We start from the raw sequence: 22,979 nt of genomic DNA on the forward strand, positions 1-22,979 counted from the left end.
GTTTTCGACATATCATGGGAAGTTGCATGCACAAATCCGTACCGTTTCTGGCTACCTGCCTGCTTGGCCTGACACTGACAGGCTGCGCCAGCTTCACCGGCACCAGCGAAATGCCCGCCCCCAAAGAAGCCGCCACGACGGAGAAGAAACCAGAGACACAGACTCCGATTGAATACGCCGACTTCGAGCCGGAAACACTGTACCTGCTGCTGTCCGCGGAAATCGCCGCCCAGCGGGGCCGTTACGACATTACGTTGGTGAATTACCTCAAGGCCGCCAAACAGTCCCGGGATCAGGGCGTGATCGAACGCGCCATGCGAATCGCCCAGTCCCTGAATGGCGACAATGCCCAGCGGCAGCTGGCCGAACTCTGGCTGGAGGTCGACCCCAACAACCTGCAGGCGCACCGGATTTCCGCGATCCAGGCGGTAAAGGGCAGCGATCTCAAGACTGCCATCTATCACATGGAGCAGATCATGGAGCAAGGGGGCGATGCCGATTTCGACAGCCTTGCCGCCATGGCCTCCAACCTGCCTCCGGAGCAGCAGCAGGAACTGCTGGCTTTATATGAAGAGATGGCCCAACGCCACCCCGACAGTCCCGAGCTTGGTTACAGCATCGCCCTGCTGCTCAAGGTTACAGGGCAGCCGGAGCAGGCCCTTGACCGGCTCGAGCCGCTGCTGGAAGAGAACCCCAACTTCCAGCCCGCAATAGTTCTCAAGGGCGACCTGCTTTACCAGACCGGCAAAAAAGGCCGCGCCCTCGACTACCTCATGGCCAATACCCGGCGCTTTCCCGACAACCGGCAGTTGGGCACCCTCTATGGGCGGATGCTGATTAACGAAGGTGAACTGCAGGCCGCCCAGGACGAATTCAGCCGCCTGGTACAGCAGCACCCGGATATCCCGGGCCTCCGGCTGTCCCACGCGCTGGTGGCACTGGAAAACGGCCAGACAGACCTGGCAAAAGAAGAGCTGACCCGGCTGTCCGAGCGGGGCCACCACACCAGCGAAGCCAACTATTACCTGGGCCGCATTGCAGACCAGGCCGGCAACACCGAACAGGCCATTGGGTACTACCAGAGCGTCGAAGAGGGCAATTACTACTTTCCCGCACTGGCCCGTGCCAGTTCGCTGCTGGCAGAAAACGGCCAACTCGATGACGCCATTGACAGAATCCGGAGGCTCCGGGATGCCAACCCGAGGCAGTCGGAAAACTTCTGGCTGCTGGAGGTAAACCTGCTTCTGGACGAAGGGCAGCAGCAGGAGGCCCTGAGCACTGCAACCGAAGCCCTGGCGGAACATCCGGACAATATCGAGATCCGCTATGCCCGGGCCATGCTTTACGACACGCTGGATCATCCGGCCAAGGCCGAAGCGGACCTCAGGCAGATTATTGAACAGGACCCTGAAAACGCCGTCGCGCTGAATGCCCTCGGCTATATTCTGACCACCCGAACCGACCGGCTCCAGGAAGCCCGCCGTTACATCGAAAGGGCACTGGCACTGGACCCGGAAAACCCGGCGATTCTCGACAGCATGGGCTGGGTGTTGTTTCTTGAGGGCCAGATCCAGCCCGCACTGAAGTATCTGTCCCGCGCCTGGGCCGCCTATCCGGACCCGGAAGTGGCGGCCCATTACGGCGAAGCCCTCTGGATGAATGGCGCCGAGGAACAGGCCCGAATCATCTGGCAGAAAGGCCTGGACCAGGATCCGGATCATGAAATTCTTAACGAAACCATTGACCGGTTGACGAACGGTGGTGTGCAGTAATGAAACTTGCGCGGACCCTGGCTGCATGCCTCATGCTCGCCACCCTAGGCGCCTGCACCAGCATTCAGGTCGAACCCCTGCCGGAGGGGATGACAGACCAGCCGCCTGAGAACTGGACGACCCGATCGGCCAGTCTCGGGCAACTTGATCACTGGACGCTCTCGGGCAAGCTGGCCGTCCGCCAGCCATCGGACAGCGGCACCGCCATCATCAACCACTGGATCCAGGACGGCGAAGCCTATGATCTGGCACTGTCCTCGTCTTTCCTGGGCATGGGCAGCACCAGGCTCAAAGGCGTTCCCGGGTTCATCGAGCTGACCCTGCCCAACGGGGAGACCTACCGCTCCGGCGACCCGGAGTCTCTGGTGAAAGCGGCCACCGGCTGGCAACTGCCCCTGGACAATCTGGCCTGGTGGATCCGCGGCCTGCCCTCACCCGGCAGCGATTATCGCCTGCTGTTTGATGAACAGGGCAGCCTGGCGATCATCCGGCAAAACGGCTGGGAGATTCGCTACGACCGCTGGCACGAGTTTCTTGCCAGCTATCCGGCACTGCCCGCCCGCATCACGGCCCTGAAAAACGACAAAAGGGTACGGCTGGTGGTGAGCAACTGGCAGGAGCTGCGGCCGTGAGTCCCGGCATCAGCCTGCCGTCACCGGCCAAGCTGAATCTGTTCCTGCACATTGTCGGCCGCCGGCCAGACGGCTACCACGAGCTGCAGACCCTGTTCCAGTTTCTGGAATACGGCGATGAGCTCAGCTTCACCCTGACCCCCGATCAGCCCGGCGTAAGACTTGCCAGCTCCATCCCGAACGTCCCCGATAACGACAACCTGGTCATCCGCGCCGCCAAAGCCCTGATGACACTCAGCGACAAAGGGCTGCCTGGGGTCACCATCACCATCGACAAGCGACTGCCCATGGGCGGAGGCCTCGGGGGCGGCAGCTCCAACGCCGCAACCACTCTGCTTGGGCTGAACCACCTTTGGAACCTGGGCCTCAGCAACGATGAACTGGCCGGTATCGGCCTGACCCTGGGCGCCGACGTGCCGGTATTTGTGCGCGGCCACGCGGCCTTTGGTGAAGGGGTTGGCGAAAAGCTGACCAACGCCAATCCACCGCAAGACTGGTTCGTGGTGATCAAGCCTGCCTGTAACCTGAACACTGGCAAGATTTTTTCCGAGCAAGGGTTGACAAGGAACACCCCGAGAATCAAAATAGCGCCCGCTTTTGAGGGAGACGCCTCGAGGTACCGAAACGACTGTGAGGGTGTAGTTCGCAAACTGTATCCTGAGGTTAACCAGAGCCTGGAATGGCTTTCAAAATTCGGACCTGCAAGATTAACCGGAACCGGGGCTTGCATATTTGGACGTTTCCCGACAGAATCCGCAGCCCGGATCATCTGGGAAAGCAAACCCTCCGGCGTCACGGGGTTCGTAGCTAAAGGGGTGAACATCTCACCTCTACACAAAAAGCTAGCTGAGCTGAAATGATGCCAAAAAAGCACGATACTGGGGTGTCGCCAAGTGGTAAGGCAACGGGTTTTGATCCCGTCATGCGCAGGTTCGAATCCTGCCACCCCAGCCACCTTTCTCCCGCTTCTTCTGAATCAAACGCCGATACTGAGAAGGATGCCGTCGTGTCCAAACTGATGATTTTTGCTGGCAATGCCAACCCGGACCTTGCCAGGGCCATCGCCCAGAAACTGCATATTCCCATGGGCCAGGCCACTGTAGGCCGCTTCAGCGACGGCGAAACCACCGTCGAGATCAACGAGAACGTACGCGGCCATGATGTGTTCATCATCCAGCCGACCTGCTACCCCACCAACGATAACCTGATGGAACTGATCGTGATGGCCGACGCACTTCGCCGTGCATCCGCAACACGCGTCACTGCCGTTATCCCCTACTATGGATACGCCCGCCAGGATCGCCGGGTCCGCTCAACCCGTGTCGCCATCAGCGCCAAAGTGGTCGCCGACATGATCTCCAGCATCGGTGTTGACCGCGTGCTGACAGTCGACCTGCACGCCGACCAGATTCAGGGCTTCTTTGATATCCCGGTAGACAACATCTACGCCACACCGGTGATGCTCGACGACATCTTCAAGCAGCGTTTCGAGAATTTCATCGTGGTATCCCCGGATGTTGGCGGCGTTGTTCGCGCCCGCGCCGTGGCCAAGCGCCTCGACGACGCGGATCTTGCCATCATCGACAAACGCCGCCCGAAGGCCAACGTTTCCCAGGTAATGCACATCATCGGTGATGTCAAAGACAAGACCTGTATTCTGGTGGATGACATCATTGATACCGCCGGCACCCTGTGCAAGGCCGCCAACGCCCTGAAAGAGCACGGTGCCGCCCGGGTGGTTGCCTACATCACCCATCCGGTGCTGTCCGGTCCGGCCATTGACAACATCAACGCCTCACAACTGGACGAACTTGTGGTGTGCGATACCATTCCTCTGGGTGACAAAGCGAAGAATTGTGATAGAATCCGCGTCCTCGAAATGGCGGGCCTGCTTGCGGAGTCTATTCGACGAGTAAGCAACGAAGAATCCATCAGCGCCATGTTCGAGAATGTCTGACCGGCCATCCGGCCCTTTTGTTCAGGCATAACAAGCAGTTACCGGGTCGGGAGCCTACACAGGCTCCCGTCTCTTTTAGTCAGCCGGAAACATCCGGCTTTTCAGAAACATCACCTGATCCAACGCCTGGTCGCGGGCAGTTCAGGTGACGATTGAGGTTAATACCATGTCTCAGGAATTTGTTATCGAAGCATTTCCTCGCGACGATCAGGGGAGAGGTGCGAGCCGCCGCCTGCGTCGTGAGGAGCGTAAAATTCCGGCCATCATCTATGGTGGCGGAAAAGACGCAACTGCGATTTCCATCTGGCACAACGAGCTGAAAAAGGCCCTGGAAAACGAAGCGTTCTTCTCTCACGTCCTGACCGTTGAGCTGAACGGCAAGAAAGAAAGCGTGATCCTGAAGGACCTGCAGCGTCACCCGTACAAGCCGCTGCTGACCCACGCTGACTTCCTGCGTGTCGACAAGGACCACGAGATCCACGTCAACGTTCCGCTGCACTTCATGAATGAAGAAAGCGCACCGGCCATCAAGCTCCAGGGCGGCGTAGCGAACCACCAGATCACCGAAGTGGAAGTGATCTGTCTGCCGCAGAACCTGCCAGAGTTCATCGAAGTGGACATGGCGACCGTGGAAATGGATCAGGTAGTTCACCTGAGCGACCTGAAACTGCCGAATGGCGTCAAGATTGCCGCTCTGCTTCAGGGCGAAGATCACGACCTGCCTGTTGTGGCTATCCACAAGCCGCGCGGTGCCAAGGTTGATGATGCCGAAGACGGCGAAGAAGGTGAAGAAGGCGAAGACAAGGAGTAATTGCTCCTGTACTGAGGAGGGCAGCGGCGAATGGCGCAGGATATTGTCATGGTGGTTGGCCTGGGGAATCCCGGCGCCGACTACGAGAATACCCGCCACAATGCCGGTGCCCTTTTCGTCGAAGCTCTGGCCCGCGCCGCGGGCCAGACGCTCCGCCCCGAAAAGAAGTACCACGGGCTATACGCACGCATACAATGGCAGGGTCTCGACCTGCACCTCCTGAATCCCACCACGTTTATGAATCGCAGCGGCCTGGCCATCAAGGCGCTGGCGGATTTTTTCAAGATTCAGCCCCAACAGATTCTGGTCGCCCACGACGAACTCGACCTGCCCCCGGGTACCGCCAAACTCAAGAAAGGCGGCGGGCACGGTGGACACAACGGCCTGCGGGACACCATCGCTCACCTGGGCACCAACGAGTTCCAGAGACTGCGCATCGGCATCGGCCACCCCGGTGACAGCCGCAAGGTAACCGGTTACGTTCTCGGCCGCCTGGGCAAACAGGAAACCGAAGAGCTGAGCGCGGTAATTGATGAAATCATGCGGGTGCTGCCCGATGCAGCCAGTGGCAAACTCCCTGCCGCGATGAATCGCTTGCACAGCTTCAAACCGGTATAATCCGGCAAAATTTCCAGTACCAGCAGAGGCATTCCATGGGATTTAACTGCGGCATCGTCGGCCTTCCCAACGTCGGCAAATCCACCCTGTTCAACGCGCTCACCAAATCCGGCATCGGTGCGGAGAACTTCCCGTTCTGCACCATTGAGCCCAACGCCGGGGTTGTCGCCATGCCGGACCCGCGTCTGACCAAACTGGCCGAGATCGTGAAGCCCGAACGCGTGGTGCCCACCACCATGGAATTCGTCGACATCGCTGGTCTGGTCGCAGGCGCCTCCAAGGGCGAAGGCCTCGGCAACCAGTTCCTGGCCAACATCCGCCAGACCGACGCCATTGCCCATGTAGTGCGCTGCTTTGAAGACGGCAACGTTATTCACGTGGCCAACAAGGTCGACCCGGCCTCCGACATCGAGGTGATCAACACCGAACTGGCCCTGGCCGATCTGGAAACCGTGGAGAAAGCCATCAAGCGGGTTCAGCGCGTAGCCAAAAGCGGCGACAAGGAAGCCAAGGCCCAACTTGAGATCTTCGAGAAGCTTCTGCCGGTGCTGAACGAAGGCAAACCCGTGCGCAGCATGAACCTGGACAAGGACCGGATGGCTCTGATCCGTGAACTCTGCCTGCTCACCGTCAAGCCCACTATGTACATTGCCAACGTCAGCGAAGACGGGTTCGAGAACAACCCGCACCTGGACACCGTGAAAAAGATTGCGGAATCCGAGAACGCGGTTGTCGTGCCTATCTGCAACAAGATAGAAGCCGAAATCTCCGAACTGGAAGACGATGAAAAGTCCATGTTCCTGGAAGAAATGGGCATGGAAGAGCCGGGCCTCGACCGAGTAATCCGCGCTGGCTACAGCCTGCTGGGCCTGCAGACCTACTTTACCGCCGGTGTGAAAGAAGTGCGCGCCTGGACGGTGAAGATCGGCGCCACAGCGCCTCAGGCTGCGGGCGTTATCCACACCGACTTCGAGCGTGGTTTTATCCGGGCCGAAGTGGTGAGCTACGACGATTTCGTCAAGTACAACGGCGAAGCCGGCGCCAAGGATGCCGGTAAATGGCGCCTGGAAGGCAAGGAATATATTGTTAAGGACGGCGACGTTATCCACTTCCGCTTCAACGTGTAATTTTTCAGGAAAATCCGGGACCAAGTCTTGACACCAAGGGCCCAAATACTGAAAATACGCGCCTCGTTCGGGGCGATGCCCAAAGCGAAATGGCAAGGTAGCTCAGTTGGTTAGAGCACAGCACTCATAATGCTGGGGTCGGCGGTTCGACTCCGCCCCTTGCTACCAAGATTTACAAAGGGTTGCGACTCACGTCGTGACCCTTTTTTTTGCCTCTGTGGGCATTTTGTGCCCAAACCGGAATTTCACCACGGCCACGCCATCGGAATCCGGTCCTCTCTTCTCCGCGATCAGCTCCACCGCTTTCACCAGTTCAGCGACCTCCGCCCCCGAGTAGTGTGTGGTAACCGATCCGCGTTTGTGCCCCAGCAGCTCTGCCCGGGTTTCTTCATTTACCCCTGCGGCCCTCAGCCTCCTGCCGAAGGTGTGCCGGAGATCGTGCCCGCGGACATGTGTGAGCCCTGCCTTCTTCCGCCCTTTCCTCCAGGCGTTATTGAAGATAGAGGCCACCGGCCGGCTGCTGAAGGTAAACACCTGGTGTTCGTGCTTCCCTCGCTGGCGGTTTACCACTGCTCTCGCCGTTGCATTCAGGACCACCAGCCGGTCACAACCGTTCTTCGTGGCGCTGGCGGGCAGGATGAACCCGAACCCCTTACCAGGTAACGACACCTCCCACTCCCACTTCAGAGCGCAGATCTCGCTTTCCCGGCACCCGGTATGAACCGCGAACTCGGCCATATCCTTCAGGTGCTCCGGCAGCTCCTGGAAGAGCCTGCCCTGCTCTGCCCAGGTCACCGGTGCCGGGTCCCGCTTGTCCTTCCAGTCCACATCCGGAATCATCGGGGCGGTTTCCAGCCAGGTCATCCCGTATTCGTCCCGCCACAGCTCCGCGCATAGCCTGAGAATCCTCCGGGCCACGGCCAGCGATCGGTTAACCGTGCCAGCCTTCACCCCCTCTTTCCGGCGCATCTCAATGAAGCGTTGCAGCGTTCCTGAGTGCACCTGGTTCAAGGGCATCTTCCCGATGTATGGATCCAGGGCCTTCAGATCCTGCACGTCCCGCTTTATACTCCGTTTGTGTGCAAACTCCCGGGCGTACCTGAGAGCTGCCTCCCGCCAGATTCGGCTTGGCCGAACACCGTAGACCGAAGCCTGGCGGATTTCCTCGAGCCTTCGGACGAGGTACTGCTCTGCCTCTACCCGATCGCTCGTTCCAGTGCTTTCGCGAATCCTCCGTCCGTTAATTCGCTTCTCGATGTGCCATGTCCCGCCACGGAGGCGGAGACCGTTCCCACTTTTCGACATGCTACTTCACTCCATTTTTGGGCCGGAGCACGCCCTCGCCGAGAAATATACTCGTCCAGGGCACTGTCCAAATCAAGGCGATCGAATCCCTTTCCGATCTCGCCTATCGGAATTTCAGTGAGATACGGCCGAATTTCTTTATTAAAAACTTCCCGCCCCATCCCGCAATAGTCCGGGGCCTGGCCTGCCCGAATGATCCGCGGCTGAATCATTACTTCCGTCATGAAGGCACCCCCTCTGGCAGTGAATAGCGATACTGAAAGCCCCGATAGTTCCCCAGGTGCGGGGATGAACTCCCGAAGTAGACCGGCTCCGCATGAATCAGGCCCCGACTTGCCATCAGGTCCAGGTGCCGCGACAGGGTGCACCTATCAACTGGCAACCCGATCGCCTTGTCCATGTCATACCAATGAACAGTCCCGCCTCTTAGTACCTCTATCACCCGATCCATCAGCCAGAATAGAGTTGGCACCTCCAGAGTGATAAGGCCATGCAGATCTTTGTACTTGGCCAGAAACTCCTCGGCTCGATAGGTCCGAGTTGCTGGCGGCATGTAGCCCCCATGCTCAAAAGTTGGTGCTGGCGGTTCAGAGGCAAACATTTCTATCTGGCTCACGCTGCGTCCTCCCGCTCTTCGGCACAGGTCTCGCAGTAGCCAGACTCCTCCAGCTCGTCAAACCAAAGTTCGCAGCCTTTGCAGGATGGCGGGCTGTCTATAACGTGAGGCTCGCCAGCTGCCAGCTTCTTCTGATCAGCAGCGCGTTCTTTTAGCCAGGCGTCGCGCCCGATTCGGTGCCCGCGAATATCGGTGTATTCGCAGCCATCGCAGACGCAAGACTGGTTGAAAGCCAGAACCTTTGCCTGCCGGAATGATTCGGCGAAAACGAGAGCCGCTCCATCAATGGGTTCGCCAGCGTGCATCATGTAGGCTTTAAGCATTTCTATCTCCTACCAGGCAAATTCAGGCCGCACTGGCGGAAGCCACAAGTGCCGCATGTTTGCATCTTTGATCAGCCGGCTATCCTCCGGGAAAACCTCGAGGGCCAGCCACTAACCGAAACCGCATTCCTTCTTGATCTGCTGAAGCTCATCCCAGGTAATGCCGTCCTTCCACTTCCCGCCGGCCTTTCGCTTAACCCGGTTCACACTCAGCCGGCAATAGCCGCCCCGCTCTGCGAACACCTGGACCATGAACTTTTTGCTGACCAGAACCCGAATCGGTTTGTTGTTGCCCCGGTAAACGGGCCAGCGTTCTTCTGGAAGCTCGGTCAGCTGGCGGGGCAGCGGATCGAGTAACGTTTTTTGGCTCATTGGTCACGCCCCGCCCTGTCGGCTTCGTCGGCTTGCTGGCGGAGTCGTTGGGCAACGTGAGCAGCTGCAGTGCCTATGATTTGTTTCTGAGAAGTCCAGGGGATCTGGAAGTCCTGAGCGTAGGTGACGTCGCCCCCGCAAACCTCGCAGTCATTGTCCGGCTCGTCGAAGTAGCAAGCGCTGCAAGTCATTTCCTCTGTGAATTTAAAGCTGCCCAGCATTTCAGCTTTCATTTCAGAAGTTGGCTTTATCGCCTCAACTGCCTCTGCCTGCTTCCGCAAAATAAATGGGTCGGGGTCGGCTCCGATGCCTTTCGTTATGAGCTCGTACATTTCCTTGCTCAAATTGCCCGCATCCTTCAGGGCCACGGCAATGTTTTCCAGAACGTCAGATTGGACTGCAACCATTGCCTCGGCTGATTCGAGCTGACCTCTCAAAGCTTCAACTTCTCCCCCAGAAGCCACCTCAGCGCCTTTGGCTGATTGTGCTCGATTGTTCCAAAGCTCGACGGCATAGGCTGTATTTGCGTTTTGAACTGCAATCTCAGCAGGGCATCGATAACAGCCAACAGTGCCCCCAGCACCGCCAACATCAGAGGAACCGCAGAACGGGCATGGCAGAGGATCGGATTTAGGCTCAGTTTCTGGAGGCTTGGGATCGTCTTTAAGATGCTCATCATTGAGGCGCCGTTCTTCCTCCATTGCTCCGAGAGCATCTCCAATAGGTACATCAGGCCCCTCAAACAGCGGGTCAATGTCCCTCTCCGGAACAGGCTTGGTACCGCCATCAATGTCGGCACCATCCTCTGAGTCCGCTGGCTCATTGAATCCGCACTCGTTGCAGTACAAAGCATCGCAATATGGATCGGCTGGGTTCGCCTGAGTCATCTTTGCCCCGCAGTCTGGGCAGCTGTAATCAGAGGTATGTTCGGCTGGCGGATCTTCACCTTTATCGCTTTCCAGCCAGGTAACTCGGCCAAGGTCAGAGACCGCTGCCCAAGCTCCTGCCTCGTTCTTCACCAGCACGCCATGAACGGTAGCGCCCATCTGCTCGAGCTTCTTTTGTGCGATGCTGGACAGGCCGCCGCCGGCTGAAGCCATGGCCGATTGCAGCGCTTCGTATTCGTCCTGCCACAGCCGGAAGATTGCTCGGCCTTCCTCGTCTTTAGCGAACTGGTCGAACTCGTGGTTTAGCACGAAGTCTCGGAATTCGTGGTGTTTGCTCACAGCAACCTCTCCTGTATTGCAGTTCTCGGCTCCGGCCTGTTGGTCACGTCCACCAGGTGAACGAACGGCTCCGGCTCGTGGCTGTTGCATATCTCGGTGGCGAACACCTCGGCGCCGTGCAGATCGCACCTGCCCCAGGGTGTGCGTGTTGGTTTTGGTGCGCTGGCGTAGCGGGCCTTGAAGGGGCAGTGCTTGTCCTCGTCCCACCCGACCGGCTTATAGTGTTCGCAGCTATCACAGGCCCGGGGCATCTGTATAAGTGACTGGCTCACGGCCTACTCCTTGAACCCGAAGGTGCATTGCTCTGCCGCAATGGCCCGGCGGATGTCCTCGTTGGTGTTGAAAGTCAGCACCAGGGCCCGGTAATAATTGTGCAGATCGCCAGCCTCGTTGATCTGAATGTTGCCCATGACCTCCAGTCCGGCATGTGGTAGCTTTGCCTCACTGGCCATCTCTGCCCGTGCAGCTTCTTTCCCGGCGTCATAGGCCTTGTGCGCCATCCAGTACACATACCGAAAGTTGGCCCCGCTGGTGCGGTTCATGAGTGCGTCGTCGCCATCCTTCTTCCACCATGCATCGAATTCCGCTGACGCCTTTGGTGCATCTGGGTTATACACTTCCTCGAAATCACTCACTTTCCACCTCATGTTCACGTGGCTTTCCGCGCAGGCACTTACCATCCGGACCCATATCGAACGGGCAGTTACAGTCGGGATAGCTGCACACATTTTCTTTTCGTGACATGTCACGATCTTTGTAAACCAGTGCCAGGATGTACTCGGTCTGGTCGTCGAACTCCCGAAGCCGGGCCGCCTCCTCGATCGCCGCCCGTTCGTTGGCGGCCAACTCCATCGTGAAAAGCTTCATGTCCAGGAACTTGTTCCGCTCACGCTGGCGGCGTTTACGTTCGGTTGGTGTCATGGCCATCTACATATCCCCCAGCACGTTGAGCGCCTTCCGGCCCGCCTTCATCAGGGCCTTTCTGTGGCTGATCTTCTGGATGCCGTTGGCGTTCATGTAGTGCAGCGTCTCGGCAACTTCAGTAAGTGTGCGGACCGGGCTGCTTCCGGCGTTCAACACCATGGACACCTCGCAATCATGGGCGGAAGAACCAATAATCATGGCCACCCTTTTCTTCTGTGCTTCCGTCAGCATGCTTCCCTCTCCTCATTCTTCAGATGCTCCACCCACACTTGCCACTGCTCAGGCTGGAGCCATGTCCCGTCCTTCAGCACCACACAGCCGCTTGAATGGGCATAGGCCAGGCCGGTACTCTCGATGAGTTCGATAATCGCCTCAGCGCGATCCTCGTGGCTCAGATCAGTTACCTGCGTGTGCACGGCGTACAATCCTCGCTATCCGGCTCACGGTATGGCGGCAACTCTCTGCAGAGTCCGGGCGCTTGTGCATCGGCATCCGGCGATCGAGCAGGCAGACCAGGATTTCCCGCTTCATGTGCCGGAGAATCCGCAGTTCGTTCTTCATCTCGGCCAGTTCCAGGAGCGCTTCCCGCTTGCTGGCTTCTGCCTTGTCCCGCTGGTCGTTCAGGCTGAGGATGGTTCTGGCTGTAGTTCCGTCCATCAGTGCACCCAACCTCTTCGAAATTCATCAACGAACCGGCCGGCCACATGTAGAAAATCCTGTTTGGTGTAGGCGCTCCATTTCTTGAGGTCTGCGATCACTTCCTGGAAGTAAGCCTTGCGGTTAATCAGCTGCCCGCCCGTGAGCGGCTTCGGTGAATCCAGGTAGTAAACCTCGCCAGCGCCCTTGCAGACCTCGCAGTCTTTATCCAGCTCGCTGTCGCAGCAGGGGCACACGGAGTAGAAGTGGCCAAATCCATCGCACTCCTCACAGGGAACAGCAGGGTTCTCCTCCTCGAGGACCTGCTTTTTCGCCTCGCGCCACTGCTCATAGCTTGCAATCAACATGTCAGCTCCCGTTTCCGTTTGTTCGCTGCCAGCTTGATCCTGGCCAGGTTGTGGAGAACATCGAAGCTCCCCTCTGGCGGGTTCTCCATGGCGAAGAACTTATTCAGGATCGCGTTCTCCGCCATGCTCACCAGCACCAGATTGTCCGGAGAGAAGTTCTGCTTATCACCATCCTTCAACCGCACAATGTGCTTTAGCGGTACCGGCCGGCCGTGGTATTCCTCCCACTTCATGACGTGCACGAACTTCCAGTTCTTGCGGCTCATCCCTGGCGGCGCATCATCACGAACCTTTCGCTTCAGGTAGCCATCCTTGTCGACCGTCTCGGTACCAACCGGCACGGTCGTTTGCGGCTTGTGCCCGGGCCTGAACTGATTCTCAGCAACACGCCCGCCTGGCTGATAGCTGACGCCCTTGTTCCAGCTTGTTTGTCCTGGCCGAAAGCACCCTGGCCTCTCTCGCTCCAGATATGCCGGAGACTTTTTCAGCCCCAACGTCTGCGCCCGATTCTTGATGGCGCTGTAGGAGCAGCCCATCACCTTGGCGATCGTCCTGTTATTGGTCTCCGGGTACAGCGATCGCAGCCAGTAATCCCGTTGCTCATTCCAGGCCGCCATGGTTCACTCCAGCATCTTCGGGCCGGTGGTCATGCCGTGCTCACGCTTGTACTTCTCGGCATCCAGGACAAGCCTCGCGTTGGAAACCACCTCTTTGCTGACGCCGGTGATCGCCTTGCTCCGCTCGATCTCTTCCTCCAGAAGCTGGCCCTTCAGGTCTTCGTCACTCAGGCGTTCGAGCTGGGCAAAGAGGTGATCATTTAAATCAGACAGTTTGTTTTTCACGGGGTCATTCCTCCCTGGTTTCGTTTTCAATCTGCTCGAGGAGCTCTCGCTCCGTGGATTCACGTTCGATCTGCTTCAGGAGCTCGTCAGAATTCCTGACTGCCGCTTGGTAGGTGTTCAGCGGCGCGGCCCCCATCTTTGCCAGGCCGGTTAGATCCTTGAGCACCTGGTACAGCTCAGGTGCGTACTTTTGCTTTACTGCCAGCTCAGGCATGAGCCTTCTCCCGTCTCTTGCGCAGGTGGATTTCCTCGCGATCGACAGAGACTTTCTGGCTGGCGATCACGCCCATACGCACCTGAGCCCCGCGGTTATCGATGACCACAACCTTGATGGTCTCGCCTGATTCCGTCTCCATAACCAGGGCTTCGCCGGGCCTTCGCGTCAATATCAGCATCTGTACCTCCTCGAGTTATGCCGCGCCTGGGCCCGGCTGGGGAATTTCACGGATACGGGTCGGCATCCGGGCAACGTTGGACTGGGTCTCGCCAACTAAAACCTCCCAGCGCATGGCGCCTTCATAGGCGTTACCGCCGGTAGCCACCCATTGCTTGCCGGTGTCGTCCAGTGCGATGCAGCCAGGCTCCCAGCCACTGGGATGATCCAGCCACCGCCACCAGGCAACGGCCTTGCCTTTGAAAAAGATCACGTAGCCGCCGCTATCAACCTTGTCGTACTGCTTCCGGAAGATGGTCGACTGTCGCTTCATCTGGCTCAGCGATGACCGCCGCACGGCTCGTTCCTTGGGAACCGCCGTGTAGTTGCGCCCATCCCGGGCAAGCCTGAGCTCGCAGCCAATGGACTCCAGCGCCTGCATCATCTGGCCCTGGGTTACCTGCTCCGGCAGTTCGATGGTGAGAGTTGCCATGGTTGTTCTCCTGGTTAAGCGCGGTTTTCACGGATTGCGTTACGGCCAATCACATTGCGCACAGCTGGCGGCCGTGTGCCGGTCATCGGTGTGGGCCTGCTGCGCAGTGCGGGAAGTGTTGAGAAGGCCATGAGAGCCCATGCAAGCATCCGGGCCCGGAAAAGCCCCTGCATCCAGCCCTGGGAAATCAGATCCAGCCGCGTCAAGGCGTGAAACTGGTCCTTGGCCTCGTCCAGGTGCCACTCAACAGTGGCCGGGGAAATGCCCAGCTCCCTGGCAATCGCCTTGCTGCTCATGCCTCGGGCCGCCAGCTTCAAAACTTCAGCGCGGCGCGGTGGCAGCAGCGTGGTGTCCGCCAGCTCCACTTCCATTCGGGGGTAGGTTGGTTTTTGTCTTCTGCCCATGATGTTGTCTCCCTGATCAACGTTATGGCCAAACAATAGCAACGCTATTATTAATATTCAATAGTAGCGCTATTATTTTTTCAAACCTTTTTGCTGACGCCAGCAAAATGGTAGCGCCGACCCTCCGGAAACTGCTTGCCGCCTTCACTTTCTGTATGCACAATAAGCTCATGAACATTGACTTCGACCCCGCCAAGGATGCCGCCAACCGTGAAAAGCACGGCGTGGCCCTATCCGAGGCCGAAAACATGGAATGGGACACGCTGTGGGCGTTCCCGGATGAACGGAAGCACTACGGGGAGGAGCGAATGGTGGGCTTTGCCTACATCGGGTTACGGCTTTACTGCGTGGTGTATACCGACAGGGCCGATGCCCGCAGGGTTATCAGCCTTCGCAAGGCCAATACGCGGGAGATGAAACGCTATGCCGAAGCTTAAACGAGACATTATCTGGCCAACCGACGAAGAAGAGGCCGAAATCAACGCCGGCATTGCCGCCGATCCGGACACCTACGAGCTAACAGACGAAGAGTTCAAGCGGCTGCGCCCTATGGGGAGACCCAAGGCCGAGATCACTAAGGAGCGAATCACAATCCGCCTGTCGCCGGAGGTCGTGGAGACCTTCCGGGCCACGGGCAAGGGCTGGCAGTCGCGGATGGACAGAGCTCTGCGGGAGTACGTGCGGGAGCACAGCCAGTCAGACATTGAGCGGCTGGGATAGCATGCTGTTCCCGGTTTATGTACATACAGGCGACGACAACCACGCCCATGGCGCGGAAGTGCCGGACTTCCCCGGCTGCTTCTCTGCGGCGGACGGCTGGGACGAGCTGGCGGGCAACATCCAGGAGGCGGTAGAGCTGTACTGCGAGGATGAGGACATGGTGGTGCCCTCAGCGACCCCGCTGGAAAAGCTGATAAGCAATCCGGACTACCAGGGCGGAATCTGGATGATGGTAGATATCGACACCGGCAAGCTGAAAACTAAATCAGTTCGGCTGAACGTCAGCCTGCCGGAGGGGTTGTTGCGCCGGATTGATGACGAAGCAAAGAGCCGGCACATGAGCCGGTCGGCCTTTCTGGCGATGTCTGCACAGCGGGAGCTGGGCGCCTGACTAGGCGGCTTCACCATTGAGGATGTGTCGCACGGCGCCTTCCGGGCTCTGCACTCCGTGCACCCTCAGCTCCTGCTGATCTGCCTCTTCCACGAGCTCGTGGAACACTTCGTAAACCCGGTTGATGTCGCTCTCGCTGAAGCTGGGGTCGTTCTTGCCCGGTCGATACAGGATCAGCTCGAAGTTTTCGATCTGAAACAGTCCGGTATGGCCCTTATCCCTCAGGGAGATCAACTCCCACATCTTTGACTTGGCGGTTCGGTTATAGGTGGACAGTCCATTGCCTGGCACGATTCTGGAAAGCTGCGCCACGTAGTTTCCACCCACATAGTCAAACGTTGTGGGAGATCCGCCGGTGTAGAGCTGCAGTTTGCGGCTGAAATTGCGCACCAGTTCCGGGTGCTCCTGAGCCATCGCCTCTTTCACCTGGGTGAGCCATCGATCCGATACGGTCACCTCCACATCGTCATCGGCAGTGAAATCGGCCATACGACTGAGAAAGGCGCTGTTCCTCGCAGTTGTTCGAAGCATCATGGTCAGGTCTTCAACCCGCCCGGATCTGGCTTCGCCGGGATAAACTCCGGTCATAGGTGGTTGCCAGGTGCCCAGCACCGCTCCGGTTTTCAGGTGGTGCTCCAGACTGTTGACGACCAAGTTAATCATTTCCAGAAAGCCCGGTCCCGCGTGGCCCAGCATGCACTTGGCTGTCGATTCCCGAATAACGGGCACCACTTTATAAGCCCGGTCAGCCCCTTGCGCTGCTACCGCGACGCACAGCCGTTCCCCTGAACCGGCTATGGGCTCCATGAATACGGCCATACCCTCGGCCTGGTATTGTGGAAGCTCTGGGAATGGAGAGCTTTTGGCAGTCATGGCAGAAGACCCAGTTGGTTACCGTGCCTGGCAAGCAGTGCCGGCATCTTGGAAAGTCGCGTTTCCAATGATGATAGCGTATCCCGGCACCGTTCATACATCCCAATATATTCACTTTGCGAAGCAATCTGGATCTCTTCCGGGTCAATTTGCCGGCACCTGGCCGCGAATGGACCACTATTTCTATGCATTCGTGCCGGGCCCAGGTCGCCCTCCCAGTCTCTTATGCAGCCAGCGAGAATATTTTCGCACGGAAGGTCCGCCTTCGGCTCTTTGAGCGTCGACCACAGGGATAGCGCATGGTCGATCAGCACCCAGTTATCCTCTCCACCCCACAGAAGATTGCCGCCATGCCTGTCCGGGTTGGCTATCCACTCGTCAAACAATGCCACCTCATGAAGCTTGTCCCAGCTCGACAGCATCTGGACGACAACGGGGTCGTGGCGATTAAGCCACTGCTTGATGGAGGGTGCGCCAGCGTCCTCGCTCCCTGAGAAATAACCTCCGCCAAGCAGATCGCCCGGGTCGCGAACGATATACGCCCTACTCACCGGCAACCCCAGCTCTGTCGCCAGCAGGGACGCCAGGCATTCGGCCAAGATCTCCTCTTTGGTGGTTTTCTTGACGTACAGGCGCCGGTCACCCTCATGTGTAAGGGCGTCGGCAACCCATACCTCTGAAACATTATCCAGCCCTTCAAGGCGGCGTGGCTCGGTATACAGGGTCGCAAACCCAATAGGCTGCATAGCCTTACTCCTTTGCTGCGATCCTATTGGCGATCTGTGTGAGTAGATTAATGTCGGCATCAGTCAGCCGCCCATCCGCGGCCGCTTCGGCGATCTGCATCAGCTGCTTGTACGACCTGAGGGTGGCCTTTGATAAAAGCGCGGAAAATTCCGGCGGCACATTTGCTGGCGGATTATCAGAACCAGGTGCGTAGGGTTGGCCAGTAAATTCAAAGTCGGCAATTCCGTGTTTCGAAAGCTCTGCAGCCAACCTGGGCGAGATATCGGAGGGGCTTACGTCTAATGCGCGAGATATTTTAAGCAGAGCTGGGAGCCCAATCGGGATCTTCCCGTTCAGATATTGATTGAACGCACCCTGAGTTTTCCAGCCACAGCGATATGCAACCTCTTCTTGTGAGATTTTCCCTTTAAATTCGAGCTCCCATAGGCGCTTAAGCCTCTTGGAATCGGCAATTTGTTCTTCGGACAAGTTCCGCTTGGTCTCCATTACGGCATTGAATAGCAAAACTATTACCTCGCACAAATAGCAATACTATTGATCTCTGGTAATAGCATCACTAATATCTCAGATCATGAAGACACTACGCGCATACATGGCCCGCAACCGGGTCACTCAACGGCAGCTTGCTGAGCACCTGAAGGTTACTCAGGGGCTGATCTATCAATGGCTTTCGGGGCATCGGAAGGTCTCCGCCGAAAAAGTTCTTTCGGTTTGCGAAGCCACCGACTGGCAAATCACCCCCCACGAACTTCGTCCGGACATCTACCCAAACCAAACAGACGGCATTCCAATCGAGCTGTCTGCTGACTTTTGGGACCGCCGGAGGGCTGAGCGCCGGGCCGCTGAACGCCGAGACGGAGAACGACGCGATCACGAGCGCCGGGGGCCAGACTCTCCTGTCGATCACGGCCCGGAGGATGCCGCCTGATGGTTTCCATTGAACCACTTACGGGCTGGCGGGATACCCGTCTGACTGCGGGTGTATATCTGTACAGGGTTTGAGTGAAGCGCGAGCTGCAGCGCTATCAGAAGCAGCCGGTAAAGCTGGCCAGGCAGAGGATCGCCGAGGTGCCGACATTGCAGCCGGGGACAGGGTCCCGGCGATAGAACGCCAGCAGACTGAGGCAAAGGTTCCCACGACCACCGCCCTCGCTGATCAGTCCGACTGACTCCCGCAAGGAGTCCGTATCCCCAACTTGTAAGGATTTCTTACACGTTCGGGATGCGTAAAGGGTTGGGAGTTTCCCGGCCGACGCATAAACCGCAATGACATTGCGAACTTGTGGCTCCCACCGGTAGGGGGTCTGGGCTGCCTCCCTTCAAAAGGCATACGGCGGTGGTACCGGATAACCCGCCAGCTATGCAGGCATGGAGAAACGGTGTCTCGCTGGGCTCATAACCCGGATATCGGAGGGTTCGACTCCCTCGCCTGCTACCACCAAACAAAGGTTTTCGAAAATGACACTGGAAGAGCTGCTGAGAACGAAGAAAAAGGGCATCAACGGCGTGAGCAAGCGGGAAGTAGAGGTGCCGCTCACTTTCGTTGTCGATATCGGCCAGGAGCGAGAGGACGGAGTCCACTTCTACATCCACCCAGCCGATGAAAATGGCGAGACCCTGGACTTCCTTGTGAAGGGCAATGAGCTCACACCGATTTAAGTCTCTCGGCGAGTGGAATGCATACGTCGCCGCCGGCGCCGATCGGGAAGAGAGAAAGGCCAGGCTGGCGGAGTGTCCGGAGTCACTACGAGAAAACGTGACATGTCACGTTAAGACAGTTTTTGAATTACGCAGTCGGAGCAGGCAATGCCAGAAAAACTCGAAATCATCCTTCCCTGGCCGCACAAGGCCCTGAGCCCGAACTCAAGAGGTCATTGGGCGAAGAAGGCCCGGGCCGCAGAAGTCTATCGGTACACCTGCAAGATGATCTCCCTGGAAACCATCCAGGCTGGAAAGTGGGATCTACAGCCCCTGCGTGATCTGGTTGGCGCCGGCGGAGAGATTCATGTGTTCCTGGACTTCTATCCGCCCAACCGCCGGGCCCGGGATGACGACAACATTATTGCAGCGTTCAAGTCTGGCCGTGATGGGCTGGCGGACGCACTGAAGATCGATGACTGCCACTTCCGGACACATCCATTCCTGAAACGCGACGAAATCGTTAGGCCGGGCGGAGAGATTCGGGTGGTGGTTACGGGGAAAGGGCCAGAGGCCTAAAAAACAAAACCCCGGGTCATGGGCTGGCAGGCCTACCGGGGTATTGCGGACGAGATAGGAGGAATTATGAATCAACTTGCGACCACAATCAACGATGGCCATCTCACCATGAGCAGCCGGGAAATTGCTCAGGTTGTGGAGTCCCGGCACGACAAAGTAAAGCAATCCATTGAAAGGCTATCACAGCGAGGCCTTGTGAGTTTTACCCCAGTGGGGGAAAAGTCCGACACAGGGCGTCCGGGGGTGGTCTACCACGTCAGCAAGCGTGACAGCTATGTGATTGTGGCTCAGCTGTCGCCCGAGTTCACCGCCCGGCTTGTCGATCGGTGGCAGGAACTGGAAGCGCAAGCCTTGAATCTGCCTGACTTCAGCAATCCCGCGATAGCGGCCCGGGCCTGGGCCGATGAGGTGGAGAAGAGCCAAACCCTTCAGATTGAGAATCAGAAGCAAGCCGCACAGATCGAGTCGCTGCAGAACCTGTTCGTGGACGGCATGACGCCCACGGAGTTCGCCAAGCGCCTGAACGGTGTGAACTGCCAGAAGGCCAACCAGGCTCTGGCCAACCGCAAATGGCTGTACCAAGACTTTGGTGGAGGCTGGCGTGTCAGCTCCTACGCTCGCGATCGCTACCTCACAGAGCGCCAGAGCAACATCCAACGCAATAGCGGACAGGTTGTTGTTTGCTGCACTCCCGTACTGCTGCGCAAGGGCGCCATTCAAATGCACAAATTTTACCTGGCGGGAGAGCTGCCAATGAAACAGACCTGGAACGGGCAGTTCACCCACGACAAAGCCATGCAGGGGGCTGCATGAGCATTATCGAACTGATGGCCCGGCCGATAGCCTTCCAGCGTGCGTTCGTGGATCTCGGCGTGGGCATTGCCGGCGCCCTGATGTTGTCTCAATGCATCTACTGGGCCAAACGTGTCACCGATGAAGATGGCTGGTTCTACAAGTCCCAGCAGGACTGGGAGGAAGAGACCGGCATGAACCGCCGGGAGCAGGAACGGGCGCGGAAAGCGCTGAAGTCCATTGGCGTGCTTGAGGAGAAGCGCCGAGGTGTCCCGGCTAAGATGTACTTCCGTGTCAACGAACAAGCGCTGGAGAAGGCCCTGCTCGGATCGCCGCAGGCCCTGGAGCTTGAGGACGCACTGGAAACCTACAGGTCCACTCTGAACGGCCTCTCGAAGACCGGCCTGATGCGTGCGAAGAAGCTGGGCGCGAAGGCCGAGTACGTCGATTACAGCGCCGTACTGAAGCGCGACGGCATGGTGTGCGGATGCTGCCAGAAGCCGATTGTGTACGGCCCGGGCCAACACGGAAAGGCGCTTTGCTTCGACCACAAGAAGCCACTGGCGGAAGGTGGCGACCATACCGAAGACAACATTCAGCCTGCCCACGTGGCCTGCAACGTGAGAAAGGGCGGCACGTCGCAATCCAGTATGTCTACACAAGACAAACTGAGTATGTCTAGGGTAGAGCAGCCCAGTATGTCTACGGTAGACAAACAAGAGTGTCTACCCAAGGCAAACAAGTCTGCTTTGATCGAGCAAACTATTACAGAGATTACTACAGAGACTACTCCAGAGATTACGGCAGAGAGAACGTCCGGACCTGACCGGCCGGACGACTCCTCGCCCCCTTCCGGCGAAACCAACCCCGAACCCGACCCGGAACCTAACCGGCCAGACGCCGCGATTCAGAACGGCCGCTTCTGGGGCAACCAGGACGACCTGGACCTGGCCGTGTGGATGTGGGATCGGCTGGCGGAGCAGCTGGGGCAGGACAAGCCTCGCCAGCCCAACTTCTCCCGCTGGGCTAACACCATCCGGCTGATGCGGGAACAGGACAACCGCGATCCCCGGCATATCCGGGTGCTCTACAACTGGTGCCGCCAGCACGATTTCTGGGCTGCCAACATCCAGAGCCCCGACAAGCTTCGGGATAAGTGGTCCCAGCTCGTCCTGCAGCGGAAAACTGAGCGCCGAAAGCCGGCAGCGGAATCCCGGGACGATCGCAATGCCGCACTTCAGAGAATTCACGAGCAGAGAAACTCAGGCCAATCGGGGGTGACCTATGAACACCAATGACATGGAAGCATTCGACCAGATCTGGAGTGAGGCTCACGAGGTCTATGGCAGGAAACCGGAGCCGCGGGTTGTGTACATGGTGTTCCAGGCACTGATCTCTTTCCCGCTTCAGGATATCGAGCGGGCGCTTTGCCGGCACCTAACCAACCCGGATACCGGTCAGTACCCACCGAAGCCGGCAGACATCGTCCGCCTGATCCAGGGCAGCAGCCAGACCACCAGTGGCGAGGCCTGGGCAAAAGTCGATCGGGCCATCCGCTGTGTCGGCAACTACCGCACCGTGGTCTTCGATGATCCCAAGATTCACGCAGCGATCGACCGCCTGGGTGGCTGGCAGAAGATCTCCATGACCGACGAGAAGGAATACCCGTTTCTCCGGAACAACTTTCTGAAGCTTTACCAGGGCTTCACCGTCCAGCCCCCGGAGACCTTCCCACGGAAACTGATCGGCACCTGTGAGCACGAGAACAGCCAGCACGATTCGTTCATGCGGGGCAGATCAAAGAATGAGCCGGTAATGATTGGCGATCCGGAGCGGGCCCGGCTGGTTTACCAGGGCGGCGGTGACCAGGGCGTTGCCAAGATCCGCCAGCAAGGGACTCAGGAGTATCTTGAATCAGCGATCGACAACCAGGTAAAGCGCCTTGGGGGTGTTGCGTGAGCATAAGCCGTTTTTCAAAAACGAGGGCGAGGCAGGCTGCCAAGGACTACATGCACGGCGCCAGCCTTCGGGCTGAGTCTGCCGAGCTGTCGGACAAGTGCCTTGCCGGGAAGTTTGCCTGCCATGTAACGACCATCAAGAAGGTCCGGGAGCACATGCCGGTTTCCGCTCTCGATCAGGATGACCAGGAGCTGATCCGGCAGTGTGCGGCTGAAAAGGCCCGCATTGATGTTCAGTTGCCCAGGCTCACCAAGGCGTTTCTCACCCGCCACTACGGAATCAGCACCGAAGCCCTCGATCTCGAGCTGGAGCTGGCGGGCTGGGATGGAAGCTCACGGGAAAAACGAGGTGCGGCTTGATTATCCCTGATGATGTCATCGCCCACTGCCAGGCCCACCCAGGCTGTAAAGGATGTCCTCTTGGGACGTGTGAGGCCCCATTGGTGCCAATAACGGATCCACGCTGGGATAAATGGCTGGCG

At 58.2% G+C, this 22,979-nt stretch carries 39 protein-coding genes and 3 tRNA genes; 20 read left to right on the forward strand and 22 right to left on the reverse strand.

All coding sequences use genetic code 11. The features are described from left to right. Positions 1–26: 26 nt before the first annotated feature. The 9 genes from msub_RS07105 (at position 27) to msub_RS07145 (ending at position 7,085) form a co-directional block, all read left to right on the forward strand. On the forward strand, positions 27–1,772 hold the full coding sequence (locus msub_RS07105) for a tetratricopeptide repeat protein (protein WP_053077939.1): 1,746 nt from the start codon (positions 27–29) through the stop codon (positions 1,770–1,772). Next, the gene (gene lolB / locus msub_RS07110; protein ID WP_048495375.1) at positions 1,772–2,404 is read left to right on the forward strand and encodes a lipoprotein insertase outer membrane protein LolB; all 633 of its coding nucleotides are present in this window, start codon (positions 1,772–1,774) and stop codon (positions 2,402–2,404) included. Before msub_RS07105 ends, lolB begins: the two co-directional genes overlap by 1 nt. Further along, positions 2,401–3,264, forward strand: coding sequence for a 4-(cytidine 5'-diphospho)-2-C-methyl-D-erythritol kinase (gene ispE, locus msub_RS07115; RefSeq protein WP_048495376.1), 864 nt, complete (start codon positions 2,401–2,403; stop codon positions 3,262–3,264). Before lolB ends, ispE begins: the two co-directional genes overlap by 4 nt. A gap of 19 nt (positions 3,265–3,283) precedes the next feature. Continuing rightward, positions 3,284–3,358: transfer RNA gene (locus msub_RS07120), tRNA-Gln, on the forward strand. A gap of 52 nt (positions 3,359–3,410) precedes the next feature. Beyond that, on the forward strand, positions 3,411–4,361 hold the full coding sequence (locus tag msub_RS07125) for a ribose-phosphate diphosphokinase (RefSeq protein ID WP_048495377.1): 951 nt from the start codon (positions 3,411–3,413) through the stop codon (positions 4,359–4,361). A gap of 166 nt (positions 4,362–4,527) precedes the next feature. Next, a complete protein-coding gene (locus tag msub_RS07130) occupies positions 4,528–5,172 on the forward strand; it encodes a 50S ribosomal protein L25/general stress protein Ctc (protein WP_048495378.1) in 645 nt (214 codons plus the stop codon). Between the two features lie 30 nt (positions 5,173–5,202). Further along, positions 5,203–5,790 carry an aminoacyl-tRNA hydrolase gene (gene pth, locus msub_RS07135; RefSeq protein WP_048495379.1) on the forward strand — a complete coding sequence of 196 codons (588 nt, stop codon included), beginning with the start codon at positions 5,203–5,205 and terminating at the stop codon, positions 5,788–5,790. Positions 5,791–5,825: 35 nt separating this feature from the next. Continuing rightward, positions 5,826–6,917: a redox-regulated ATPase YchF gene (gene ychF, locus msub_RS07140; RefSeq protein ID WP_048495380.1), complete on the forward strand. Its 1,092-nt coding sequence runs from the start codon at positions 5,826–5,828 to the stop codon at positions 6,915–6,917. A 91-nt stretch (positions 6,918–7,008) separates the two neighbouring features. After that, positions 7,009–7,085 (forward strand) — tRNA-Met (locus msub_RS07145). A gap of 21 nt (positions 7,086–7,106) precedes the next feature. On the opposite strand, the gene msub_RS07150 is transcribed toward msub_RS07145, so the two are convergent. From msub_RS07150 to msub_RS07235, 18 genes are all read right to left on the reverse strand, one after another. Beyond that, positions 7,107–8,222: a tyrosine-type recombinase/integrase gene (locus msub_RS07150; RefSeq protein ID WP_048495381.1), complete on the reverse strand. Its 1,116-nt coding sequence runs from the start codon at positions 8,220–8,222 to the stop codon at positions 7,107–7,109. A 220-nt stretch (positions 8,223–8,442) separates the two neighbouring features. Continuing rightward, a complete protein-coding gene (locus msub_RS07155; RefSeq protein ID WP_048495382.1) occupies positions 8,443–8,838 on the reverse strand; it encodes a hypothetical protein in 396 nt (131 codons plus the stop codon). Further along, on the reverse strand, positions 8,835–9,161 hold the full coding sequence (locus msub_RS07160) for a hypothetical protein (RefSeq protein ID WP_048495383.1): 327 nt from the start codon (positions 9,159–9,161) through the stop codon (positions 8,835–8,837). The genes msub_RS07155 and msub_RS07160 overlap by 4 nt, the downstream gene beginning before the upstream one ends. Before the next feature lie 111 nt (positions 9,162–9,272). Further along, positions 9,273–9,533 carry a hypothetical protein gene (locus msub_RS07165; RefSeq protein ID WP_048495384.1) on the reverse strand — a complete coding sequence of 87 codons (261 nt, stop codon included), beginning with the start codon at positions 9,531–9,533 and terminating at the stop codon, positions 9,273–9,275. Then, complete coding sequence (locus msub_RS07170; protein WP_048495385.1) at positions 9,530–10,759, reverse strand: hypothetical protein; 1,230 nt, start codon at positions 10,757–10,759, stop codon at positions 9,530–9,532. The genes msub_RS07165 and msub_RS07170 overlap by 4 nt, the downstream gene beginning before the upstream one ends. Further along, the gene (locus tag msub_RS07175) at positions 10,756–11,031 is read right to left on the reverse strand and encodes a hypothetical protein (protein WP_048495386.1); all 276 of its coding nucleotides are present in this window, start codon (positions 11,029–11,031) and stop codon (positions 10,756–10,758) included. The genes msub_RS07170 and msub_RS07175 overlap by 4 nt, the downstream gene beginning before the upstream one ends. Positions 11,032–11,034: 3 nt before the next feature. Then, the gene (locus msub_RS07180; protein ID WP_197083798.1) at positions 11,035–11,406 is read right to left on the reverse strand and encodes a hypothetical protein; all 372 of its coding nucleotides are present in this window, start codon (positions 11,404–11,406) and stop codon (positions 11,035–11,037) included. Further along, entirely contained in the window at positions 11,387–11,680 is a 294-nt protein-coding gene (locus msub_RS07185; RefSeq protein ID WP_227506664.1) for a hypothetical protein, read from the reverse strand. The genes msub_RS07180 and msub_RS07185 overlap by 20 nt, the downstream gene beginning before the upstream one ends. Before the next feature lie 6 nt (positions 11,681–11,686). Beyond that, positions 11,687–11,914, reverse strand: coding sequence for a hypothetical protein (locus msub_RS07190; RefSeq protein WP_048495389.1), 228 nt, complete (start codon positions 11,912–11,914; stop codon positions 11,687–11,689). Next, the gene (locus msub_RS07195; protein ID WP_048495390.1) at positions 11,908–12,099 is read right to left on the reverse strand and encodes a hypothetical protein; all 192 of its coding nucleotides are present in this window, start codon (positions 12,097–12,099) and stop codon (positions 11,908–11,910) included. The genes msub_RS07190 and msub_RS07195 overlap by 7 nt, the downstream gene beginning before the upstream one ends. Next, positions 12,080–12,340, reverse strand: a complete 261-nt coding sequence (locus msub_RS07200) for a hypothetical protein (RefSeq protein WP_048495391.1) — start codon at positions 12,338–12,340, stop codon at positions 12,080–12,082. Before msub_RS07200 ends, msub_RS07195 begins: the two co-directional genes overlap by 20 nt. Continuing rightward, positions 12,340–12,687 (reverse strand): hypothetical protein, encoded by a 348-nt coding sequence (locus tag msub_RS07205; RefSeq protein ID WP_048495392.1) that lies wholly within the window; start codon positions 12,685–12,687, stop codon positions 12,340–12,342. The genes msub_RS07200 and msub_RS07205 overlap by 1 nt, the downstream gene beginning before the upstream one ends. Continuing rightward, positions 12,681–13,304 carry an HNH endonuclease signature motif containing protein gene (locus tag msub_RS07210; protein WP_048495393.1) on the reverse strand — a complete coding sequence of 208 codons (624 nt, stop codon included), beginning with the start codon at positions 13,302–13,304 and terminating at the stop codon, positions 12,681–12,683. The genes msub_RS07205 and msub_RS07210 overlap by 7 nt, the downstream gene beginning before the upstream one ends. Positions 13,305–13,307: 3 nt before the next feature. Then, positions 13,308–13,529, reverse strand: coding sequence for a hypothetical protein (locus tag msub_RS07215; RefSeq protein WP_048495394.1), 222 nt, complete (start codon positions 13,527–13,529; stop codon positions 13,308–13,310). A gap of 4 nt (positions 13,530–13,533) precedes the next feature. After that, positions 13,534–13,743 (reverse strand): hypothetical protein, encoded by a 210-nt coding sequence (locus msub_RS07220; protein ID WP_048495395.1) that lies wholly within the window; start codon positions 13,741–13,743, stop codon positions 13,534–13,536. Then, positions 13,736–13,924, reverse strand: coding sequence for a carbon storage regulator (locus tag msub_RS07225; RefSeq protein ID WP_048495396.1), 189 nt, complete (start codon positions 13,922–13,924; stop codon positions 13,736–13,738). Before msub_RS07225 ends, msub_RS07220 begins: the two co-directional genes overlap by 8 nt. Before the next feature lie 15 nt (positions 13,925–13,939). Then, positions 13,940–14,395, reverse strand: a complete 456-nt coding sequence (locus msub_RS07230) for a hypothetical protein (protein WP_048495397.1) — start codon at positions 14,393–14,395, stop codon at positions 13,940–13,942. A gap of 14 nt (positions 14,396–14,409) precedes the next feature. Beyond that, the gene (locus tag msub_RS07235) at positions 14,410–14,799 is read right to left on the reverse strand and encodes a response regulator transcription factor (RefSeq protein WP_082146427.1); all 390 of its coding nucleotides are present in this window, start codon (positions 14,797–14,799) and stop codon (positions 14,410–14,412) included. Positions 14,800–14,969: 170 nt separating this feature from the next. Here msub_RS07235 and msub_RS07240 point away from each other — a divergent pair, with 170 nt between their 5' ends. Genes msub_RS07240 through msub_RS07250 form a run of 3 tightly spaced genes read left to right on the forward strand, consistent with a single transcriptional unit; the run spans position 14,970 to position 15,910 of the window. After that, positions 14,970–15,236, forward strand: a complete 267-nt coding sequence (locus msub_RS07240) for a BrnT family toxin (protein WP_048497013.1) — start codon at positions 14,970–14,972, stop codon at positions 15,234–15,236. Further along, positions 15,223–15,519, forward strand: coding sequence for a BrnA antitoxin family protein (locus tag msub_RS07245; RefSeq protein WP_048495399.1), 297 nt, complete (start codon positions 15,223–15,225; stop codon positions 15,517–15,519). Before msub_RS07240 ends, msub_RS07245 begins: the two co-directional genes overlap by 14 nt. Position 15,520: 1 nt before the next feature. Then, a complete protein-coding gene (locus tag msub_RS07250) occupies positions 15,521–15,910 on the forward strand; it encodes a type II toxin-antitoxin system HicB family antitoxin (RefSeq protein WP_048495400.1) in 390 nt (129 codons plus the stop codon). Here the strand turns inward: msub_RS07250 and msub_RS07255 are convergent, their stop codons facing one another. Genes msub_RS07255 through msub_RS07265 form a run of 3 tightly spaced genes read right to left on the reverse strand, consistent with a single transcriptional unit; the run spans position 15,911 to position 17,998 of the window. Continuing rightward, the gene (locus msub_RS07255; protein WP_156182728.1) at positions 15,911–16,783 is read right to left on the reverse strand and encodes a hypothetical protein; all 873 of its coding nucleotides are present in this window, start codon (positions 16,781–16,783) and stop codon (positions 15,911–15,913) included. Next, positions 16,780–17,529, reverse strand: a complete 750-nt coding sequence (locus msub_RS07260) for a HipA family kinase (protein WP_048495402.1) — start codon at positions 17,527–17,529, stop codon at positions 16,780–16,782. Before msub_RS07260 ends, msub_RS07255 begins: the two co-directional genes overlap by 4 nt. Before the next feature lie 4 nt (positions 17,530–17,533). Beyond that, positions 17,534–17,998, reverse strand: coding sequence for a helix-turn-helix domain-containing protein (locus msub_RS07265; RefSeq protein ID WP_197083799.1), 465 nt, complete (start codon positions 17,996–17,998; stop codon positions 17,534–17,536). Positions 17,999–18,101: 103 nt separating this feature from the next. Here msub_RS07265 and msub_RS07270 point away from each other — a divergent pair, with 103 nt between their 5' ends. Next, positions 18,102–18,458: a transcriptional regulator gene (locus tag msub_RS07270; RefSeq protein WP_048495404.1), complete on the forward strand. Its 357-nt coding sequence runs from the start codon at positions 18,102–18,104 to the stop codon at positions 18,456–18,458. A 97-nt stretch (positions 18,459–18,555) separates the two neighbouring features. On the opposite strand, the gene msub_RS21505 is transcribed toward msub_RS07270, so the two are convergent. Next, the gene (locus msub_RS21505) at positions 18,556–18,708 is read right to left on the reverse strand and encodes a hypothetical protein (protein WP_156182729.1); all 153 of its coding nucleotides are present in this window, start codon (positions 18,706–18,708) and stop codon (positions 18,556–18,558) included. A gap of 184 nt (positions 18,709–18,892) precedes the next feature. Between msub_RS21505 and msub_RS07275 the strand changes: the two genes are divergently transcribed. The 7 genes from msub_RS07275 to msub_RS07310 all read left to right on the forward strand — a co-directional run bounded on the left by msub_RS07275 (position 18,893) and on the right by msub_RS07310 (position 22,857). Then, a tRNA-Met gene (locus msub_RS07275) sits at positions 18,893–18,964 on the forward strand. A gap of 24 nt (positions 18,965–18,988) precedes the next feature. Then, a complete protein-coding gene (locus msub_RS07280; RefSeq protein ID WP_048495405.1) occupies positions 18,989–19,189 on the forward strand; it encodes a hypothetical protein in 201 nt (66 codons plus the stop codon). Between the two features lie 147 nt (positions 19,190–19,336). Then, positions 19,337–19,747 carry a hypothetical protein gene (locus msub_RS07285; protein ID WP_048495406.1) on the forward strand — a complete coding sequence of 137 codons (411 nt, stop codon included), beginning with the start codon at positions 19,337–19,339 and terminating at the stop codon, positions 19,745–19,747. A 66-nt stretch (positions 19,748–19,813) separates the two neighbouring features. Beyond that, positions 19,814–20,560, forward strand: coding sequence for a Rha family transcriptional regulator (locus tag msub_RS07290; protein WP_082146540.1), 747 nt, complete (start codon positions 19,814–19,816; stop codon positions 20,558–20,560). Next, positions 20,557–21,837, forward strand: coding sequence for an HNH endonuclease (locus tag msub_RS21010; protein WP_082146428.1), 1,281 nt, complete (start codon positions 20,557–20,559; stop codon positions 21,835–21,837). Before msub_RS07290 ends, msub_RS21010 begins: the two co-directional genes overlap by 4 nt. Beyond that, a complete protein-coding gene (locus tag msub_RS07305) occupies positions 21,824–22,498 on the forward strand; it encodes a DUF6475 domain-containing protein (protein WP_048495407.1) in 675 nt (224 codons plus the stop codon). The genes msub_RS21010 and msub_RS07305 overlap by 14 nt, the downstream gene beginning before the upstream one ends. Continuing rightward, on the forward strand, positions 22,495–22,857 hold the full coding sequence (locus msub_RS07310) for a hypothetical protein (RefSeq protein WP_156182730.1): 363 nt from the start codon (positions 22,495–22,497) through the stop codon (positions 22,855–22,857). Before msub_RS07305 ends, msub_RS07310 begins: the two co-directional genes overlap by 4 nt. The last annotated feature ends 122 nt before the right edge of the window (positions 22,858–22,979 follow it).

Source organism: Marinobacter subterrani (assembly GCF_001045555.1).
In the GTDB taxonomy this organism is placed as follows: Bacteria; Pseudomonadota; Gammaproteobacteria; order Pseudomonadales; family Oleiphilaceae; genus Marinobacter; species Marinobacter subterrani.

Bases quoted from the DNA above. Each gene is read 5' to 3' on its own strand.
- msub_RS07245 (WP_048495399.1), top strand. From the start codon at position 15,223: ATGCCGAAGCTTAAACGAGACATTATCTGGCCAACCGACGAAGAAGAG.
- msub_RS07130 (WP_048495378.1), top strand. From the start codon at position 4,528: ATGTCTCAGGAATTTGTTATCGAAGCATTTCCTCGCGACGATCAGGGG.
- msub_RS07225 (WP_048495396.1), bottom strand. From the start codon at position 13,924: ATGCTGATATTGACGCGAAGGCCCGGCGAAGCCCTGGTTATGGAGACG.
- msub_RS07220 (WP_048495395.1), bottom strand. From the start codon at position 13,743: ATGCCTGAGCTGGCAGTAAAGCAAAAGTACGCACCTGAGCTGTACCAG.
- msub_RS07200 (WP_048495391.1), bottom strand. From the start codon at position 12,340: ATGGACGGAACTACAGCCAGAACCATCCTCAGCCTGAACGACCAGCGG.
- msub_RS07250 (WP_048495400.1), top strand. From the start codon at position 15,521: ATGCTGTTCCCGGTTTATGTACATACAGGCGACGACAACCACGCCCAT.
- msub_RS07230 (WP_048495397.1), bottom strand. From the start codon at position 14,395: ATGGCAACTCTCACCATCGAACTGCCGGAGCAGGTAACCCAGGGCCAG.
- msub_RS07180 (WP_197083798.1), bottom strand. From the start codon at position 11,406: ATGAGGTGGAAAGTGAGTGATTTCGAGGAAGTGTATAACCCAGATGCA.
- msub_RS07270 (WP_048495404.1), top strand. From the start codon at position 18,102: ATGAAGACACTACGCGCATACATGGCCCGCAACCGGGTCACTCAACGG.
- msub_RS07260 (WP_048495402.1), bottom strand. From the start codon at position 17,529: ATGCAGCCTATTGGGTTTGCGACCCTGTATACCGAGCCACGCCGCCTT.
- msub_RS07210 (WP_048495393.1), bottom strand. From the start codon at position 13,304: ATGGCGGCCTGGAATGAGCAACGGGATTACTGGCTGCGATCGCTGTAC.
- msub_RS07105 (WP_053077939.1), top strand. From the start codon at position 27: ATGCACAAATCCGTACCGTTTCTGGCTACCTGCCTGCTTGGCCTGACA.
- msub_RS07150 (WP_048495381.1), bottom strand. From the start codon at position 8,222: ATGTCGAAAAGTGGGAACGGTCTCCGCCTCCGTGGCGGGACATGGCAC.
- msub_RS07160 (WP_048495383.1), bottom strand. From the start codon at position 9,161: ATGCTTAAAGCCTACATGATGCACGCTGGCGAACCCATTGATGGAGCG.
- msub_RS07280 (WP_048495405.1), top strand. From the start codon at position 18,989: ATGACACTGGAAGAGCTGCTGAGAACGAAGAAAAAGGGCATCAACGGC.
- msub_RS07305 (WP_048495407.1), top strand. From the start codon at position 21,824: ATGAACACCAATGACATGGAAGCATTCGACCAGATCTGGAGTGAGGCT.
- msub_RS07290 (WP_082146540.1), top strand. From the start codon at position 19,814: ATGAATCAACTTGCGACCACAATCAACGATGGCCATCTCACCATGAGC.
- msub_RS07235 (WP_082146427.1), bottom strand. From the start codon at position 14,799: ATGGGCAGAAGACAAAAACCAACCTACCCCCGAATGGAAGTGGAGCTG.
- msub_RS07285 (WP_048495406.1), top strand. From the start codon at position 19,337: ATGCCAGAAAAACTCGAAATCATCCTTCCCTGGCCGCACAAGGCCCTG.
- msub_RS07205 (WP_048495392.1), bottom strand. From the start codon at position 12,687: ATGTTGATTGCAAGCTATGAGCAGTGGCGCGAGGCGAAAAAGCAGGTC.
- msub_RS07165 (WP_048495384.1), bottom strand. From the start codon at position 9,533: ATGAGCCAAAAAACGTTACTCGATCCGCTGCCCCGCCAGCTGACCGAG.
- lolB (WP_048495375.1), top strand. From the start codon at position 1,772: ATGAAACTTGCGCGGACCCTGGCTGCATGCCTCATGCTCGCCACCCTA.
- msub_RS07185 (WP_227506664.1), bottom strand. From the start codon at position 11,680: ATGACACCAACCGAACGTAAACGCCGCCAGCGTGAGCGGAACAAGTTC.
- ychF (WP_048495380.1), top strand. From the start codon at position 5,826: ATGGGATTTAACTGCGGCATCGTCGGCCTTCCCAACGTCGGCAAATCC.
- msub_RS07255 (WP_156182728.1), bottom strand. From the start codon at position 16,783: ATGACTGCCAAAAGCTCTCCATTCCCAGAGCTTCCACAATACCAGGCC.
- msub_RS21010 (WP_082146428.1), top strand. From the start codon at position 20,557: ATGAGCATTATCGAACTGATGGCCCGGCCGATAGCCTTCCAGCGTGCG.
- msub_RS07240 (WP_048497013.1), top strand. From the start codon at position 14,970: ATGAACATTGACTTCGACCCCGCCAAGGATGCCGCCAACCGTGAAAAG.
- pth (WP_048495379.1), top strand. From the start codon at position 5,203: ATGGCGCAGGATATTGTCATGGTGGTTGGCCTGGGGAATCCCGGCGCC.
- msub_RS07190 (WP_048495389.1), bottom strand. From the start codon at position 11,914: ATGCTGACGGAAGCACAGAAGAAAAGGGTGGCCATGATTATTGGTTCT.